General features: G+C 62.4%; 11 protein-coding genes. 8 read left to right on the forward strand and 3 right to left on the reverse strand.

Annotation, left to right across the window (positions count from 1 at the left end; all coding sequences use genetic code 11):
- Positions 1 to 30: 30 nt before the first annotated feature.
- Both JKA62_RS10800 and rlmKL read right to left on the reverse strand, forming a co-directional pair.
- Positions 31 to 2,415 carry a sensor domain-containing diguanylate cyclase gene (locus JKA62_RS10800; RefSeq protein WP_201817781.1) on the reverse strand — a complete coding sequence of 795 codons (2,385 nt, stop codon included), beginning with the start codon at positions 2,413 to 2,415 and terminating at the stop codon, positions 31 to 33.
- A 146-nt stretch (positions 2,416 to 2,561) separates the two neighbouring features.
- The gene (gene rlmKL / locus JKA62_RS10805; RefSeq protein WP_201817784.1) at positions 2,562 to 4,832 is read right to left on the reverse strand and encodes a bifunctional 23S rRNA (guanine(2069)-N(7))-methyltransferase RlmK/23S rRNA (guanine(2445)-N(2))-methyltransferase RlmL; all 2,271 of its coding nucleotides are present in this window, start codon (positions 4,830 to 4,832) and stop codon (positions 2,562 to 2,564) included.
- A 530-nt stretch (positions 4,833 to 5,362) separates the two neighbouring features.
- On the opposite strand from rlmKL, the gene rmf reads away from it, so the two are divergent.
- The gene (gene rmf, locus JKA62_RS10810) at positions 5,363 to 5,578 is read left to right on the forward strand and encodes a ribosome modulation factor (RefSeq protein ID WP_003223300.1); all 216 of its coding nucleotides are present in this window, start codon (positions 5,363 to 5,365) and stop codon (positions 5,576 to 5,578) included.
- 138 nt (positions 5,579 to 5,716) lie between these two features.
- Here rmf and JKA62_RS10815 read toward each other — a convergent pair whose 3' ends face one another.
- On the reverse strand, positions 5,717 to 6,736 hold the full coding sequence (locus JKA62_RS10815) for a quinone-dependent dihydroorotate dehydrogenase (protein ID WP_011333259.1): 1,020 nt from the start codon (positions 6,734 to 6,736) through the stop codon (positions 5,717 to 5,719).
- A 222-nt stretch (positions 6,737 to 6,958) separates the two neighbouring features.
- Between JKA62_RS10815 and JKA62_RS10820 the strand changes: the two genes are divergently transcribed.
- From JKA62_RS10820 to JKA62_RS10850, 7 genes are all read left to right on the forward strand, one after another.
- A complete protein-coding gene (locus tag JKA62_RS10820; protein ID WP_201817789.1) occupies positions 6,959 to 8,170 on the forward strand; it encodes a CmpA/NrtA family ABC transporter substrate-binding protein in 1,212 nt (403 codons plus the stop codon).
- A gap of 15 nt (positions 8,171 to 8,185) precedes the next feature.
- Positions 8,186 to 8,761: an ANTAR domain-containing response regulator gene (locus tag JKA62_RS10825; RefSeq protein ID WP_007916390.1), complete on the forward strand. Its 576-nt coding sequence runs from the start codon at positions 8,186 to 8,188 to the stop codon at positions 8,759 to 8,761.
- A 220-nt stretch (positions 8,762 to 8,981) separates the two neighbouring features.
- Positions 8,982 to 10,193, forward strand: coding sequence for a nitrate/nitrite transporter (locus tag JKA62_RS10830; RefSeq protein WP_011333257.1), 1,212 nt, complete (start codon positions 8,982 to 8,984; stop codon positions 10,191 to 10,193).
- Positions 10,194 to 10,200: 7 nt separating this feature from the next.
- A complete protein-coding gene (locus JKA62_RS10835) occupies positions 10,201 to 11,871 on the forward strand; it encodes a bifunctional protein-serine/threonine kinase/phosphatase (RefSeq protein WP_011333256.1) in 1,671 nt (556 codons plus the stop codon).
- A gap of 309 nt (positions 11,872 to 12,180) precedes the next feature.
- Entirely contained in the window at positions 12,181 to 14,634 is a 2,454-nt protein-coding gene (gene nirB / locus JKA62_RS10840; protein WP_045121673.1) for a nitrite reductase large subunit NirB, read from the forward strand.
- Positions 14,631 to 14,948, forward strand: coding sequence for a nitrite reductase small subunit NirD (nirD, locus tag JKA62_RS10845; RefSeq protein WP_007951992.1), 318 nt, complete (start codon positions 14,631 to 14,633; stop codon positions 14,946 to 14,948). The genes nirB and nirD overlap by 4 nt, the downstream gene beginning before the upstream one ends.
- Positions 14,948 to 17,662, forward strand: coding sequence for a nitrate reductase (locus tag JKA62_RS10850; protein ID WP_201817791.1), 2,715 nt, complete (start codon positions 14,948 to 14,950; stop codon positions 17,660 to 17,662). Before nirD ends, JKA62_RS10850 begins: the two co-directional genes overlap by 1 nt.
- Position 17,663 lies beyond the last annotated feature (1 nt).

The raw sequence follows: 17,663 nt of genomic DNA on the forward strand, positions 1-17,663 counted from the left end.
CCAGCAGGCTGGCTCCCACACGTTTAGTGCCTAGTTCATCTGCCGCTCGACCCGATCCCGTCCGCCCTGCTTCGCCGCATACACCCCGGAATCCGCCCGCAGCAACAGCGCATCCGCGCCCTCTCCCGGACGCCAGCTGGCAATCCCGAAACTGGCCGTCACCACTCCCACCACATCGATCGGTGCACTGCGCAGGCTGTGCCATAACTCCTCGGCCAGCATGTGGGCGTGATCGCCGTCGATGTCCGGGCACAGCACCATGAACTCTTCGCCACCCAAGCGGCAGAATACGTCGGTACGCCGCAGACGATGGCCGATGCGCTCGCAGACCGCCTGCAACACGCGGTCACCTACCGCGTGACCGTACTGATCGTTGATCCGCTTGAAGTGGTCGATGTCGAGCATGATCACCGACAACTCGCCTCCGCCGCGCTCGACCCGGGCCATTTCGGTGGTCAGGCGCTCCTGGAAATAGCGCCGGTTGTGAATCCCGGTCAGCGAATCGGTCACCGACAGCGCGCGCAGCTCTTCTTCCACCCGTTTCAGGTCGGAAATATCCGAAATATAGCCATGCCACAGCACCCCGCCGCCCGGCAGTTCCTCCGGCGTCGCCTCGCCGCGAACCCAGCGCAGGCCACGCTCGGGCAATTGCACACGATACTCCTCACGCCATGGGCTGAGATTGTCCGCCGAAGCACGGATCGACTTGCGCACGCGGCTGACGTCCTGCGGGTGGATACGGGTGAAGATCGCCTCGGCGTTGAGCAGCAGCACGTCCGGCTCCAGCTCGTAGATCTCGCGGATGCCGTCGCTGGCGTAGATCACGCTGAAACGCCCGTCGAACTCCATCTTGAATTGATAGATCCCGCCGGGAACATGGGCGCTGAGCTTCTTCAACAGCACATCCCGCGCGGCCAGCGCTTCGTGCACGCGCTTGCGCTCGGTGATGTCGATGCAGATCGCCAGGTGCCCGACCCACAGCCCCTGCTCGTCCAGCACCGGCGTGGCCAGCATGTTCACTGGAATGTGGCTGCCGTCCTTGCGCACCAGCGTCCACTCCCGCGCCTCGTGCCCACCGACTTCGCCACCCTCCACCAGCATCGCCTGACAGGTCGGAATGGCCTTGCCATAACGGGCGCTGAGCTCCGCCGCGCGGGCCACCAGTTCCCGGGGAAAGTGCAGGTTTTCCAGGGTCATGTGGCCGACCACTTCGTTGCTGTGATAACCGAGCATCTGCTCGGCACCGGGGTTGAAAGTGTTGATCACGCCGCGCAGGTCGGTGGCGATGATTGCCACTTGGGTCGCCGCGTTGAGCACCCCGCGCAACTGACCGTGGGTGCCACGCAGTTCCTGCTCGCGCTCATGCAGCTCCTGAGTGCGCAATTCGACCATGCGCAACGCACGCTGACGCTGGCTGACCAGCACATAAAGCAGCGCGCTCAGCAGCAGACTGAGCAACCCGCCCAGCACCACTACGCTGCCCACCGACGAATGGTTGGCCTGCATGAACGCTTCGCTGGGCAGGATATCCACCTGATAGTCGTGATCGGCCATGCGCACCAGCCGGGTCGCCGACAGATCACTCTGCGCCGGTTCATTGGTCGATTCGAACAGCACTTCATGCTGATCGTTGGTGGACAGATCGAGGATGCGCACCGACAGATAGTCATGAAATGCATCCGGCAAGCCGTCTGCCAGCAGCTGACGCATGCTGATGACAGCCATCACGTAGCCGTATGATCTGGGCTCGCCTTCGCGCAACACCGGTGCCACCAGCAATACGCCGCGTGCGTATGCCGGCTCTATACCGACCAGATGCATCGGCTGCGAGACTGCCAGACTGCGAAGCTGGTCGGCGCGCTCCAGGGTCGAGCGGCGCAAAGGCTGAGCCAGCAAGTCGTAACCCAGCGGAGAACCGAGCCGGCTCTGGGTCTGGCTGTACACCACGACGACGTACTCATCGCGGGCCGACGCCAGTTGCAGTTCGCCGCGCGCATTGAGTTCGCGCACGCTGAAGGTGCTCAGGCCCTCATCTCGCACGCGCTGCTCGAAGGCGGCACGTTCGGCACCGCTCACCCGCAAGGCAAACGAATAAGCCTGGGTGCGCAGCAATAGAGGATGGGTGTAACCGTCGAATTCGGCGCGGGACACCGATTCGGAGTTGGCGAAGAACCGGCGCAGGCCGTCGAGGCGTTGCTCCTGATCCTGAAAACGTTCTTCGATGCGGCTATAGCGTTCGTTGGCCAGCAGCTGAAAGCGTTGGCGCAACTGGCTGTGAAACTGATTGAGGGTGCCCCAGGCGAGCAGCCCCGTGAGAATTCCGCCGGCGAGCAATACCAGCACCCCGACCAGCCAGGCCGAGACGTCTTCGCTGATAAAACCCAATATCTTCGGGCGCACGGGGTGCAACGACATAAAAGCCACTCACTACGTCAGCATCTGCGGGAAAAACCCCATCGGCCGTGTGTGAGTTATAGCTATTAGCCACTAATTTGGCTAGCTCTGAACGGATCCAAGAGCCTTTAAAAATCAAGGCTCTGTGGATCCAATTTTGCAAAGTGTCAACGAGCCGTGATTTTCCAGGCGCGGTGGATCTTGCCGTTACGGGCGAAATCCGGGTCGATGGTGCTGGCGGTGATTTCCTCGACCGCGTAGCGCTCGGCCAGGTTGTCTTCGAGCTGGAACTTGCGGAAGTTGTTGGAGAAGTACAACACCCCGCCCGCCGCCAGACGGGCCATGGCCAGATCGATCAACTGCACCTGGTCACGCTGCACGTCGAAGATGCCTTCCATGCGCTTGGAGTTGGAAAAGGTCGGCGGATCGATGAAGATCAGGTCGTATTCGTCGCGGGAGTTTTCCAGCCACGCCATCACGTCGCCCTGCTCCAGACGGTTCTTGTCGGAGAAACCGTTGAGCGACAGGTTGCGGCGCGCCCAGTCGAGGTAGGTTTTCGACAGGTCGACACTGGTGGTGCTGCGCGCGCCGCCCTTGGCTGCGTGCACGCTGGCAGTCGCGGTGTAGCAGAACAGGTTGAGGAAGCGCTTGCCGGCGGCCTCTTTCTGGATCCGCATACGCATCGGCCGGTGATCGAGGAACAGCCCGGTGTCGAGGTAGTCGGTGAGGTTGACCAGCAACTTCACGCCGCCCTCGGTCACTTCATTGAACTTGCCCTGGGCGGCCTGACGCTCGTACTGCTTGGTGCCGCTCTGACGCTCGCGGCGCTTGACCACCACGCGGCTCTTGTCGATGTTCAGCGCCTGCGGAATGGCCGCCAGGGCGTCGAACATGCGGATCGAAGCTTTTTCCGGGTCGATCGACTTCGGCGCGGCGTATTCCTGAACGTGCACCCAGTCGTGGTACAGGTCGATGGCCATGGCGTATTCCGGCATGTCCGCATCGTAGACGCGGTAGCAATCGATGCCTTCACGCTTGACCCACTTGCTCATGGCCTTGAGGTTCTTTTGCAGGCGGTTGGCAAACATCTGCCCGCCTTCGCTCAGGCGCGGTTGCTCGATCACTGGCGCCGGGGCCGGCGTCGGTTTGATCGGGTTGCCGTTCTTGTTGAACTTGCGCTCCTGCGGCTCGTTCGGCGTCTGGTCGTAGGCGGCTTGCTCGCGCTCGGCCTGACGTTGTTCCGGGGTGCGGCGCTCGCCGGTGACGAACTGATCCGGCAGGACTTTGATCAACAGCAGCTTGCACGGCAACGCGCCGTTCCAGAACGAATATTGTTTATGGCTGCGGATGCCCATGCGCTTGCCCAGATCCGGCGCGCCGGTGAACACCGCCGCTTCCCAGTTCAGGCAGGCCTGACGCAGACGCTCGCCGAGGTTCTGGTAGAGGTACAACAGACTCGCTTCATCACCCAGACGCTCGCCGTACGGCGGGTTGCAGATGACCAGACCTTTCTGGTTCTGATCCGGACGCGGTTCGAACGTCGCCACTTCGCCCTGATAGATCTTGATCCACTCGCTCAGGCCGGCGCGTTCGACGTTGTTGCGGCCCGGCTGGATCAGCCGTGGGTCGGCTTCATAACCGCGAATCCACAGCGGCGGCTTGGCCAGACCGGCAGCAGCACGCTCGACGGCTTCTTCATGCAGTTTTTTCCACAACGCCGGCACGTGACCGAGCCAGGCGGTGAAGCCCCACTGTTCGCGACGCAGGTTCGGCGCCATGTCGGCGGCGATCATGCCGGCTTCGACCAGGAACGTACCGACACCGCACATCGGGTCAGCCAGCGCGCCACCTTCGGCGGCAATGCGCGGCCAGCCGGAACGGATCAGGATCGCGGCTGCAAGGTTCTCCTTCAGCGGCGCAGCGCCCTGCTGCAAGCGGTAACCGCGCTGGTGCAGGCTGTGGCCGGAAAGGTCGAGGGACAGAATCGCTTCGCCGCGATCAAGGCGCAGGTGAATGCGCAGGTCCGGGTTGAGTTTGTCGATGCTTGGACGGTCGCCCTGCGGGGTGCGCAGTTTGTCGACGATGGCGTCCTTGACCTTCAGGGCGCCGAAGTGGGTGTTGTCGATGCCCGAGCCGTGGCCGCTGAATTCCACCGCCAGGGTGCCGTCGGCCAGCATGTGATCCTGCCAGTCGACGTCGAGTACGCCGTGGTACAGGTCTTCGGCGTTTTTCATCGGGAAGCGCTTGAGCACCAGCAGCACCCGGTTGGCCAGACGCGACCAGAGGCACAGGCGATAAGCGGTTTCCATGGTCGCCATGCCACGCACGGCGGAGGTGTGTTCGCGGGCCTCTTCAAGGCCAAGCCCGACGGCTTCCTCGATGAGCAGGCCTTCAAGGCCTTTGGGGCAAGTGAGGAAGAGTTCGAAACGGTCGGACATGGTTTTTCCAGAGCCTTTGGCTGATGAACCGGCAACGCATTGCCGATCCGGTTTTCAATCAGGCGCTTTTCTACAAGAGCGCCCGCGTGGCACGAAGGTGTGCCGTTCCATCCCCGCTGCTCGGGTTAAAAGAGCTTAGATGCCGGGACAGATAAAAAAGTTGAAGCAACAAAATGACTCAAAGCAACCCTTCGTCGAATAGTACCCCAGCGTAAACGTGGGTCATTCTCACTAAAGGATTAACCTCATCATCCAGCGCGGGGCCGATCATACCGGGGTTTGGCCAACAGACGCTGGATAAATACGCGGTTACTTATGGCCATAGCATCTTTTTCGTTACGTCCTTATGACAAAACGGTCATTCCATCGATGTGACTCATTGGTTAGAACTGGACACAGGTTGACGTCGCAACGGCGTCAACACCTTGGCTCGCCACGCCGGCAGCGAGCCGCCAACGGCAGAGTTTTTCTGCCAGACCTCAGTTGAGGTCGACGCGACAAAAACAGTCAACAAGTGAGGGAAACACCCTATGAGAAGACTTAAGCGTGATCCGTTGGAAAGAGCATTTTTGCGCGGATATCAATATGGCGTTGGTGGCAAATCCCGTGAGCTTTGCCCATTTACTCTACCGTCGGTACGTCAAGCCTGGATCAACGGCTGGCGAGAAGGACGCGGCGACAACTGGGACGGTATGACCGGCACTGCGGGAATCCACAGACTCAACGAACTTCACGCCGTCGGCTGACACAGGGCACTTATTGCGACACGACAATCTGATTTCGTAACGACCTGATCACCATGCACGTCCTTCCCGGACGGCGGGCTACGGCCCAGGGGCTCCTTCGAGGAGCCCTTTTTTATGCCTGCCTTTTAAATCCGCAAATCAGCGCTTGGCGGCGATCGCGTCCACCGATTCGCGGATCAGCGCCGGGCCCTTATAGATGAAGCCGGAGTAGATCTGCACCAGGCTCGCGCCGGCAGCGATCTTCTCGGCCGCATGCTTGCCTTCGGTGATGCCGCCCGCCGCGATGATCGGCAGCTTGCCGCCCAGCTCGGACGCCAGCACTTTCACGGTGTGGGTGCTCTTCTCACGCACCGGCGCGCCGGACAGACCGCCCGCCTCGTCACCGTGTTCCATGCCTTCGACGCCCACGCGGCTGAGGGTGGTGTTGGTGGCGATCACCGCGTCCATCCCGGTTTCGATCAGCGCCTGGGCGACTTGCGCGGTTTCTTCGTCGGTCATGTCCGGCGCGATCTTGATCGCCAGCGGTACATGTTTGCCGTGGCGCAGGGCCAGTTCGGCGCGGCGCGTGGCCAGGTCCGCCAGCAATTGCTTGAGCGAATCACCGAATTGCAGGCTGCGCAGGCCCGGAGTGTTCGGCGAGCTGACGTTGACCGTGACGTAACTGGCGTGGGCGTAGACCTTGTCCAGGCAGATCAGGTAGTCATCCACGGCGCGCTCGACCGGGGTGTCGAAGTTCTTGCCGATGTTGATCCCCAGCACGCCCTTGTATTTGGCCGCCGCCACCCGCGCCAGCAGGTTATCCACACCGAGGTTGTTGAAACCCATGCGGTTGATGATCGCCTCGGCTTCCGGCAGGCGGAAAATCCGTGGTTTCGGATTGCCCGGCTGCGGGCGCGGGGTCACGGTGCCGATTTCGACAAAACCGAACCCCAGCTGGGCGAAGCCATCGATGGCCGCGCCGTTCTTGTCCAGACCGGCCGCCAGACCGACAGGGTTCGGGAACTGCAGGCCCATGACGTTTACCGGCAACGACGCCGGCGCCTTGCACAGCAAGCCATTGAGGCCCAAACGCCCGCCCGCGCCGATCAGATCCAGCGACAGATCGTGGGAGGTTTCCGGGGAAAGTTTGAACAACAGCTGACGGGCCAGGGTGTACATGGGCGGCTATGACTCGGGCGGCGAAAAGAGGCGGCGATTATAGCCGGGCATCGCCCCGCCGCGCGAGGCGCACGGGTAAATCGGTGCGCATGGCATATGCCTTGCACCCTCCTCGGCATCAGCCCGCAGGCCAATGGTGGCGCGCAGGCAAAGACAATGGCGTCGTCTCTCGGTTTTGCGCGGGCAAAGCCTGGGACGACGTTTTTTTTGAGGGTGGCTTTCATGACTCAAACCTCCGCCGGGCCGCTGGCCTGGGTCAACGGCAGCGATGCCCCGGAAAAAAGCGCGATCAACCTGGGTTTCATGGCCCTGAGCGACTGCGCCTCGCTGGTGGTCGCCGCCACCCAGGGCTTTGCCCAGCCTTACGGCTTGACCCTGAATCTCAAGCGCCAGAGTTCCTGGGCCAACCTGCGGGACAATCTGGTCAGCGGCGAACTCGATGCCGCCCACAGCCTTTACGGCCTGATCTACGCGGTGCATCTGGGCATCGGCGGCGTCGCGTCAACCGACATGGCGGTACTGATGGGCCTGAACCAGAACGGCCAGAGCCTGAACCTGTCCCACGGTTTGCAGGGCCTGGGCGTGACCGGTCCTGAAGCGCTGCACCACCATGTGCACCAAACCCGCGCAAAACTGACCTTCGCCCAGACCTTCCCGACCGGCACCCATGCCATGTGGTTGTATTACTGGCTGGCGAGCCAGGGCATTCATCCGTTGCAGGATGTCGACAGCGTGGTGGTGCCGCCACCGCAAATGGTCGCGCACTTGCAGGCCGGACGCATTGATGGCTTCTGTGTCGGCGAGCCGTGGGCGGCCAGCGCCGTGCAACAGAGTCTCGGCTTCACGCTGGCCACCAGCCAGACCATCTGGCCCGATCACCCGGAAAAAGTCCTCGGCTGCACCCGCGCCTTCGTCGAGCAGTACCCCAACACCGCCCGGGCGCTGGTGATGGCGATCCTCGAAGCCAGCCGCTTCATTGAAGAAAGCCCGGAAAACCGCCGCAGCACCGCGCAGTTGCTGAGCGCTGCGGAATACCTCGACGCCCCGGTGTCCTGCATCGAACCGCGCTTTCTCGGCGATTACGACGATGGACTGGGCAATCGCTGGCAGGACCCGCACGCCCTGCGCTTTCACGGCGATGGCGCGGTGAATCTGCCGTATCTGTCGGATGGCATGTGGTTCATGACCCAGTTCCGCCGCTGGGGCTTGCTGCGCGATGACCCGGATTACCTCGCTGTCGCCCGGCAGGTGCAACAACTGGAGATCTATCGCGACGCGGCAACTGCCGTGGGCGTCGCGCCATGGGGCAAGGACATGCGCAGCAGCCAGTTGATCGACGGCAAAATCTGGGACGGCAGCGATCCTGCCGCCTACGCCCGAAGCTTCAAGCTCCACGCGCTGAGCGACAGCGCCACCCTTCTCGCCCAGCGCTGACAGGAGACCGCGAACATGCTGCGCATTCTGCTGATCAACGACACCGCGAAAAAAGTCGGGCGCCTGAAAGCCGCGCTGACCGAGGCCGGTTTCGAGGTGATCGATGAGTCGGGCCTGACCATCGATTTGCCGGCGCGCGTCGAAACGGTGCGTCCGGACGTGATCCTGATCGATACCGAGTCACCGAGCCGCGATGTGATGGAGCAAGTGGTGCTGGTCAGCCGCGACCAGCCCCGGCCGATCGTGATGTTCACCGACGAACATGACCCCGGCGTGATGCGTCAGGCGATCAAGTCCGGGGTCAGTGCCTACATCGTCGAAGGCATTCATGCACAACGCTTGCAGCCGATTCTCGACGTGGCGATGGCCCGCTTCGAAAGCGACCAGGCCTTGCGCGCCCAGCTTCAGGCCCGCGACCAGCAACTGGCCGAGCGCAAGCGCATCGAACTGGCCAAAGGACTGCTGATGAAAATGAAGGACTGCAACGAAGAAGAGGCCTACACCCTGATGCGCCGCCAGGCCATGAGCCGCCAGCAGAAACTGATTCAGGTGGCAGAGCAGATCATCGCGATGAGCGAGTTGCTTGGCTGAGCTGGCACAAATCTCGCTAGGCAATCCCTACAGGTAACCAACGGCGGTTGCCCCACCTACGACAAAGACGTCGCTCACCTTCTTCGCCCCTTTCGGCGATCCGGGTAGCGGCGTTTTTGCGTTTTGGCCCCACAGCCCGGGGCCGGTGGTGCGGCCGTGGCGGCGCCCCACTGTGCTGGTTCTGACTCCTTCTCGAGATTCTCTACAGCTGAGGTGCGCGATGAATAAAAGCTTCTGGAAATCCGGCCACACCCCGACCCTGTTCGCGGCCTTCCTGTATTTCGACCTGAGCTTCATGGTCTGGTACCTGCTCGGCCCGCTGGCGGTGCAGATTGCTGGCGATCTGCACCTGACTACCCAGCAGCGCGGTCTTGTGGTCGCCACGCCGATTCTGGCCGGCGCGGTACTGCGTTTTGCGATGGGCATGCTCGCCGATCGCCTGTCGCCGAAAACCGCCGGGCTGATCGGCCAGGTGATCGTGATCTGTGCGCTGTTCGGTGCCTGGAAACTGGGCATCCACAGTTATGAACAGGCCCTGCTGCTCGGTTTGTTCCTCGGTATGGCCGGCGCCTCGTTCGCCGTGGCCCTGCCCCTGGCCTCGCAGTGGTATCCGCCGGAGCATCAGGGCAAGGCGATGGGCATCGCCGGTGCCGGCAACTCCGGCACCGTATTCGCGGCACTGATCGCCCCGGTGCTGGCGGCGGCGTTTGGCTGGAGCAATGTATTCGGTTTCGCCCTGATCCCGTTGATCCTGACCCTGGTGCTGTTCGCCTGGCTGGCGAAAAACGCGCCGGAGCGACCAAGAGCCAAAGCCATGGCCGACTACTTCAAGGCTTTGGGTGATCGCGACAGCTGGTGGTTCATGTTTTTCTACAGCGTCACCTTCGGCGGCTTCATCGGCCTGGCCAGCGCCCTGCCCGGCTACTTCAACGATCAATACGGCCTGAGCCCGGTGACCGCCGGTTACTACACCGCCGCCTGCGTCTTCGGCGGCAGCCTGATGCGTCCCCTCGGTGGCGCACTGGCTGACCGATTCGGTGGTATTCGCACGCTTTTGGCGATGTACACGGTCGCCGCAGTTTGTATCGCGGCGGTCGGTTTCAACCTGCCAAGTTCCTACGCGGCGCTGGCACTTTTCGTCTGCACCATGCTCGGTCTCGGCGCGGGTAACGGCGCGGTGTTCCAACTGGTGCCGCAACGTTTCCGTCGCGAAATCGGCGTGATGACCGGGCTGATCGGCATGGCCGGCGGTATCGGCGGTTTTGCCCTGGCGGCAGGCATGGGCGCGATCAAACAGAGCACCGGCAGCTATCAACTGGCGCTGTGGTTGTTCGCCAGCCTTGGCGTGTTGGCCTGGTTCGGTCTGCACGGGGTCAAACGTCGCTGGAGAACCACTTGGGGTTCGGCGGCCGTGACCGCTGCCCGGGTCTGAGGCCCGAATGGCTCTGCAACTGAGCTTCGCCGAAGCCAGCGCCACAGGCCCCCGCGCGGAAAATCAGGACGCCTTGCGCCTGGTCACGCCGGCCCCGGCGCTGGCGGCCAGCAAAGGCTTTCTGTTTGCCATCGCCGACGGCGTGAGCCAGTGCGCCGATGGCGGGCTGGCCGCACGTTCGACCTTGCAGGCGCTGGCACTGGACTATTACGCCACTCCGGAAACCTGGAGCGTGGCCCAGGCCCTCGATCGTCTGCTGCTCGCGCAAAACCGCTGGTTGCAGGCCAACGGTGGCGGCCAGCCGCTGCTCACCACCGTCAGCGCGCTGGTCCTGCGCGGCCGGCGGTTTACGCTGGCGCACGTCGGTGATTGCCGGGTCTATCGCTGGCACGCCGAGACCTTGCAACGGATCAGCGAGGATCACGTCTGGGATCAACCGGGCATGCAGCACGTGCTCAAGCGCGCCCTGGGGCTGGATCAGCATCTGGTGCTGGATTTTCTCGACGGCGAACTGCGTGACGGCGAATGTTTTGTGCTGCTCAGTGATGGCGTTTGGGCGGCGCTCGGCGATACCGCCATTGCCGGAATCCTGCGCGATCAACCGGATCTGCACAGTGCCGCGCAAACCTTGGTCAATGCCGCGCATCTGGCCGGCAGTCAGGACAATGCCAGTGCGCTGTTGGTGCGGGTGGATGCTGTTGGCGAGGCCAGCCTCGGCGATGCGCTGATTCATTTGCAGCAGTGGCCGCTGCCCACGTCGTTGAAACCGGGTCAGGTCTTTGAAGGCTGGCGGGTTCAAGAGGTTATAAGCCGGAGCCAGCAATCGTTGTTGTATCGCGTGCTCGATGGTCAGGGCCAGGCGTGGCTTTTGAAGACGTTGCCTGCACAACTGGCAGACGATGCCCAGGCCGGTCAGGCCTTGCTGGCAGAGGAATGGTTTCTCAAACGCGTCGCCGGGCGGCACTTCCCTGAAGTCCATAGCGCCGGTCAGCGTCAGCATTTGTACTACGTGATGCGTGAATATTCAGGGACGACCCTGGCGCAGCTGTTCGCACAAAGCGGCCCGCTGCCACTGGCCCAGTGGCAGGATCTGGCAGAACGTCTGCTGCGGGCAGTCGGCCTGTTGCATCGACGGCAGATCCTGCACCGCGACATCAAACCGGAAAACCTGCACCTGGGGGACGACGGCGAGTTGCGCCTGCTGGATTTCGGTCTGGCGTATTGTCCCGGTCTGTCGCAGGACGCACCGTCGACCTTGCCCGGAACCCCGAGCTTCATCGCGCCGGAAGCCTTTCAAGGCACGGCGCCCAGCACACACCAGGATCTGTATGCGGTAGGCGTGACCTTGTATTTCCTGCTTACCGGGCATTTTCCCTACGGCGAGATAGAAGCCTTCCAGCGCCCGCGTTTCGGGGTGCCGGTGAGTGCCGGTCGCTATCGCCCGGATCTGCCGGAATGGCTGGCGCAATGCCTGGAGCGCGGGGTCTTGGCCGACCCATTGCAACGTTATGAAACTGCTGAAGAATGGCTGCTGGCTCTGGAACAAGGTGAACGCCGCAGCCTGAATGTGCGCCCTCGTCCCTTGCTGGAGCGTGAGCCGCTGAAGGTCTGGCGGACACTGGCGCTACTGGCACTGCTGGGCAATCTGGTGCTGCTGTTCCTGCTGTTTCATGGCTGACGCGGCGCTCCATTAACGGGCGTGCCGCTTCCATTCAGTGCAAAAACCACAATGAACATCTGGCCAATTCCAGCCTTACCCCAGTGAATTCGCGGCCCGCCGCGACTTGGCACAACCACTGCATTAACGTTTTCAACTGACATAAAGCCCGACCTTCAACGACGAAGGCCAGGCTTCCCGAGAGAACGGGACAAGGACAAAGGCGTCCTCGCTAGGTAACTGGCGGGACGCCTTTTTTGTTTGCGCCATTTTTGTCGAGCAAGGCCTGACTGCCCACAAGAGGCAAGCCCGATGCTCCCGGAGAACCTGATGAAAAAACTCAAACTGGTGATGATCGGCAATGGCATGGCCGGGGTTCGCACCCTGGAAGAACTGCTGAAACTGAGCAACGAGCTGTACGACATCACGGTCTTCGGCGCCGAACCGCACACCAACTACAACCGCATCCTGTTGTCGCCGGTACTGGCCGGCGAACAGACCTTCGAAGAGATCGTGCTCAACGACCTCGACTGGTATCTGGAAAACAACATCAAACTGCTGCTCAACCGCAAAGTGGTGGAGATCGACCGGGTCAAACGCCGAGTGATCGCCGAGGATGGCACCGAAGCCGAATACGATCGTCTGCTGATCGCCACAGGTTCGACCCCGTTCATCCTGCCGATCCCCGGCAACACCTTGCAGGGCGTGATCGGCTACCGCGACATCGCCGACACCCAGGCGATGATCGACACTGCCAAGACCCACAAGCACGCCGTGGTGATCGGCGGCGGCCTGCTCGGTCTCGAAGCGGCCAACGGCCTGATGCTGCGCGGCATGCACGTCACCGTGGTGCACCTCGGTGAATGGCTGCTGGAGCGGCAACTGGACAAGACCAGCGGCCAGCTCCTGCAAACCGCCCTCGAATCCCGTGGCCTGCACTTTCGCCTGTGTGAACAGACCCAGGCCCTGCACGATGCCGGCAATGGTCGGGTCGGCTCGGTGCAATTCAAGAACGGCGACATCATCCCCGCCGATCTGGTGGTCATGGCCGCCGGCATCCGCCCCAACACTGAACTGGCAGAAAAGGCCGGCATCCCGTGCAACCGCGGGATTCTGGTCAATGACACCCTGCAAACCTATGACCCGCGCATCTATGCCATCGGCGAATGCGCCAGCCATCGCGGCATTGCCTACGGCCTGGTGGCGCCGTTGTTCGAACAGGCCAAAGTCTGCGCCAACCACCTGGCGCAACTGGGCTTCGCCCGTTATCAGGGCTCGGTGACGTCGACCAAACTGAAAGTTACCGGCATCGATCTGTTTTCCGCCGGTGACTTCATGGGCGGCGAAGGCACCGAAACCATCACTCTGTCCGACCCGATCGGCGGGGTGTACAAAAAACTGGTGATCAAGGATGACGTGCTGGTCGGCGCCTGTCTGTACGGCGATACGGCAGATGGCGGTTGGTATTTCCGGCAGATTCGTGAGAATCACGCCATCGGCGAGATCCGCGATCACCTCATGTTCGGAGAAAACGCACTTGGCGACGTAGGACATCAGGGCCAGGACAAAGCCATGAGCATGGCCGACAACGCCGAAGTCTGCGGCTGCAACGGCGTATGCAAGGGCACCATCGTCAAGGCGATTCAGGAACACGGCCTGTTCAGCGTCGACGAAGTGAAGAAACACACCAAGGCTGCCAGCTCCTGTGGCTCCTGCGCCGGGCTGGTCGAGCAGATCCTGATCAACACCGTTGGCGGCGCGGCGGACGTCAAACCGAAAAGCGAAAAAGCCATCTGCGGATGCAGCGACCTCAACCACGGCCAGATCCGCCAGGCCATTCGCGAACAGCATTTGCTGACCATCGCCGGCACCATGAGCTACCTCAACTGGCGCACTCCGAACGGCTGCGCCACCTGCCGCCCGGCCCTCAACTATTACCTGATTTCCACCTGGCCAGGCGAAGCCAAGGACGATCCGCAGTCGCGCCTGATCAACGAGCGGGCCCACGCCAACATCCAGAAGGACGGCACTTATTCGGTGGTGCCGCGGATGTGGGGCGGCGTGACCAACCCGTCGGAACTGCGGCGGATCGCCGACGTGGCGGACAAATACCAGGTGCCAATGGTCAAGGTCACCGGCGGCCAGCGCATCGACTTGCTGGGGATCAAGAAACAGGATTTGCCCGGCGTATGGAAAGACCTCGACATGCCGTCCGGCCACGCCTATGGCAAATCCATCCGCACGGTGAAAACCTGCGTCGGCAGCGAGTTCTGCCGCTTCGGCACGCAGAACTCGACCCAGTTGGGCATCGACCTCGAACACGACCTGTTCAACATGTGGTCGCCGCACAAAGTGAAGCTGGCGGTCTCCGGATGCCCACGCAACTGCTCGGAAGCGGGGATCAAGGATGTAGGCATCATCGGCGTCGATTCCGGCTGGGAGATGTACATCGGTGGCAACGGCGGGATCAAGACCGAAGTCGCCGAGTTCTTCGTCAAGCTCAAGACGGCCGAGGAAGTGCGCGAGTACAACGGCGCGTTCCTGCAGCTGTACCGCGAAGAAGCCTTCTACCTCGAACGCACCGTGCACTACCTGCAACGGGTCGGCATGGAGCACATCAAGAAAGCCGTGCTGGAAGACCCCGAGCGCCGCAAGGCCCTGAACGAGCGCCTGCAGTTCTCCCTGTCGTTCGAACAAGACCCGTGGAAAGAGCGCCTGGCGCAGCCGCAACTGAAGAAAGAATTCGACGTGATCCCCGTGAAAAACCTGGAGGTGCCGGCATGAACTGGCTCGATATCTGTGCCCTGGAAGAGATCAACGCCCTCGGTTCGCGGATCATCGCCGGGCCCAAAGGTGACATTGCGATCTTTCGCACAAGCGACGACGAAGTTTTCGCACTGGATGACCGCTGCCCGCACAAGGGCGGCCCATTGTCCCAAGGACTGATCTACGGCAAACGCGTCGCCTGCCCGCTGCACAACTGGCAGATCGACCTGCAATCCGGCGAAGCCCAGGCGCCGGACGTCGGCTGCGCGCACCATCACCCGGCCCGGGTCGAAAACGGCCGCGTGCAACTGGCCCTGCGGGATGCCGTCTGATGAACCGCCAGACGACCGCCTCGACCTGCTGCTACTGCGGGGTCGGCTGCGGCGTGCTGATCGAGCATGACGGCGAGCGCATCCTCGGCGTCAGCGGCGATCCGGCGCATCCGGCCAACTTCGGCAAACTGTGCAGCAAAGGCTCGACCCTGCACCTGACCGGCGATCTGGCGGCCCGGGCGTTGTATCCGGAATTGCGCCTGGGCAAAGGCCTGGCACGCAGTCGTTGCGACTGGGACACCGCGCTGGATCACGCCACCAACGTGTTCGCCGACACCATCGCCGAACACGGCCCGGACAGCGTGGCGTTCTATATCTCCGGGCAGTTGCTGACCGAGGATTACTACGCCTTCAACAAACTGGCGCGGGCGCTGGTCGGCACCAATAACATCGACAGCAATTCGCGGCTGTGCATGTCTTCGGCGGTGGTCGGCTACAAACACAGCCTCGGCGCCGACGCACCGCCATGCAGCTATGAAGACCTGGAGTTGAGCGATTGCGTGGTGATCGTCGGCAGTAACATGGCCTACGCCCATCCGGTGCTTTTTCGCCGTATCGAAGAAGCCAAATCCCGCCGCCCGCAGATGAAAGTCGTCGTCATTGATCCACGGCGCACCGACACCTGCGATCTGGCGGGCCTGCATCTGGCGATTCTGCCGGGCACCGATGTCGCGCTGTTCCATGGGATTTTGCATCTGCTGTTGTGGGAAGACTGGATCGACCGCGATTTCATCAAGGCCCACACCGATGGCCTCGCCGAGCTGAAAAGCCTGGTGCGCGATTACACCCCGGCGATGGTTTCGCAGCTGTGCGGGATCAGCGTCGAGCAGTTGCAGCAATGCGCCGAGTGGATCGGCACCGCGCCGAGTTTCCTGTCGCTGTGGTGCATGGGCCTGAACCAGTCCACCGCTGGCAGTGCCAAGAACAGCGCGCTGATCAATCTGCATCTGGCCACCGGGCAAATCGGCCGGCCGGGTGCAGGACCTTTCTCCCTGACCGGTCAGCCCAATGCCATGGGCGGGCGCGAAACCGGCAGCCTCTCAAACCTTTTGCCCGGTCATCGTGAGGTAGCCAATCCAGAGCACCGCGCCGAAGTCGCGGCGTATTGGGGTGTGGATAAGCTGCCGGAAAACACCGGGCTCAGCGCCATCGAACTGTTTGAACAAGTGCGCAGCGGCAAGATCAAGGCGCTGTGGATTGCCTGCACCAACCCGGCGCAATCGATGCCGGATCAGAACGCCGTGCGCGCCGCGCTGGAGGCTTGTCCGTTCGTGGTTTTGCAGGAGGCGTTCCGTACCACCGAAACCGCAGCGTTTGCCGATCTACTGTTGCCGGCGGCCAGTTGGGGCGAGAAGGAAGGTTCGGTGACCAACTCCGAGCGGCGGATTTCCCACGTCCGCCAAGCCATTGCCGCACCGGGTGAAGCGCGTCCGGACTGGACGATTACCGTTGATTTCGCACAACGCCTGGAGAAACGTCTGCGCCCGCAACAGCCCGGTCTGTTTGCCTTCGAGCAACCGGCGCAGTTGTTTGACGAGTACAAACAACTGACCCGGGGGCGCGATCTGGATTTGTCCGGGATCAGCCATGGGTTGATTGATGAGCTGGGGCCACAGCAATGGCCCTTCCCCGCTGGCGCTCGCCAAGGTACAGCCCGGCTGTATGGCGACGGGATCTTTCCTACAGCGAACGGGCGCGCGCGGTTCGTTGCCGATCCCTATCGCGCCGCCAAGGAACAACGCGACGCGCGCTTTCCCCTGACCCTGATCACCGGCCGCCTGCGTGATCAATGGCACGGTATGAGCCGCACCGGCACGGCGGCGCAGTTGTTCGGCCATGTCAGCGAAGCCGTGTTGAGCCTGCATCCGGACGAATTGCGCCGTCACCGCTTGCAGCCGGGGGATCTGGTGAATCTGAAAAGTCGTCGGGGCGCGGTGATTGTGGCGGTCGCCAGCGATGACAGCGTGCGTCCGGGCCAGGCGTTCCTGCCGATGCACTGGGGCGATCGTTTCCTCAAGGGCGGCGTGAACAGCCTGACCCTGCCCGCCTTCGATCCTTTGTCGAAACAGCCGGAACTCAAGCACAGCGGTGTACGGCTGGAACCGGTGGATTTGCCATGGCAACTGTTCGCACTGATCGAGGGCGATGTTCAACGGCATTTCGAGGCGCTTCGACCGCTCTGTGAGGCGTTTTCCTACGCAAGTCTCAGCCTTGTCGGACGTGAACGGCCTGCGCTGCTGATACGCGCAGCCAGCGCCGTGGCGCCAGAACCGCAATTACTGCGTGAAATCGACCAGTGCCTGGCCCTGATCGACGGGCCGGTGCTGGCTTATGACGATCCTCGCCGCGCCATCGGCAAACGGGTGCGCATTGAAAACGGGCGCATCACTGCGATCCGCCTCGCTGGCGAAACCCTCGCTCAGCACTGGTTGCAAGGCCTGTGGCTGGAAGGTCGTGCCGACGAACAACTGCGGCGCTGGCTGCTGGCGCCGATGAGTGCACCGCCGGGCAATGCCGGGGCGCAGGTTGTGGCGGACAAAACCCTGTGCAACTGCAAGAACGTCAGCCACAGCGCGGTCTGCGCCGGTATCCGTGAAGGTCTGGATCTGCAGGGTTTGAAAAACAAGTTGGGGTGCGGCACGCAATGCGGCTCCTGCGTCCCGGAAATCAAGCGTTTGCTGGCCGCCGAAGTGCGTCCGGTCGCCGTTATCTGAA

Origin of the sequence: Pseudomonas sp. B7, from assembly GCF_016735645.1 — a bacterium.
GTDB lineage: Bacteria > Pseudomonadota > Gammaproteobacteria > Pseudomonadales > Pseudomonadaceae > Aquipseudomonas > Aquipseudomonas glycinae.